The organism is Pseudomonas sp. KCJK9000 (genome assembly GCF_046230725.1).
GTDB lineage: Bacteria > Pseudomonadota > Gammaproteobacteria > Pseudomonadales > Pseudomonadaceae > Aquipseudomonas > Aquipseudomonas promysalinigenes.
The window spans coordinates 1-314 of the sequence record NZ_JBJJLN010000153.1 but is presented as its reverse complement, the minus strand read 5'-3'; the positions used below and the strand labels follow the sequence as shown (position 1 = coordinate 314).

At 63.1% G+C, this 314-nt stretch carries 1 protein-coding gene; it reads left to right on the top strand.

Going from position 1 to position 314, the window contains the following annotated elements; all coding sequences use genetic code 11:
- A partial coding sequence (locus ACK59H_RS23040) for a hypothetical protein (protein WP_409265005.1) occupies positions 1 to 314 on the top strand: 314 nt, incomplete at both ends.

The window sequence follows — 314 nt, the reverse complement described above, 5'->3', positions numbered from 1 at the left end:
TGAACCAGACCACCACGCTGGAGCGCAAGCCGGACGGTGAAGTGGTGCGCATCATCCATCCCGACGGTACCAATGAAACCTTCAGCTACAACGTCTACGGCCAGGTGCTCAGCCATACCGACGGCAAGGGCCAGACCACCCGCCTGATGCGCACCGCCCGCGGTTTGCCCAGCAGCCGCGAGGATGCCAAGGGGCAGCGAGTACGCTACGAGTACGACAAGGCCATCCGCCTGACCGCGCTGGTCAACGAGAACAACGCCACGTACAGCTTTGCCTACGACGCTTCGGATCGGCTGAGCGAAGAGGTGCGGGTA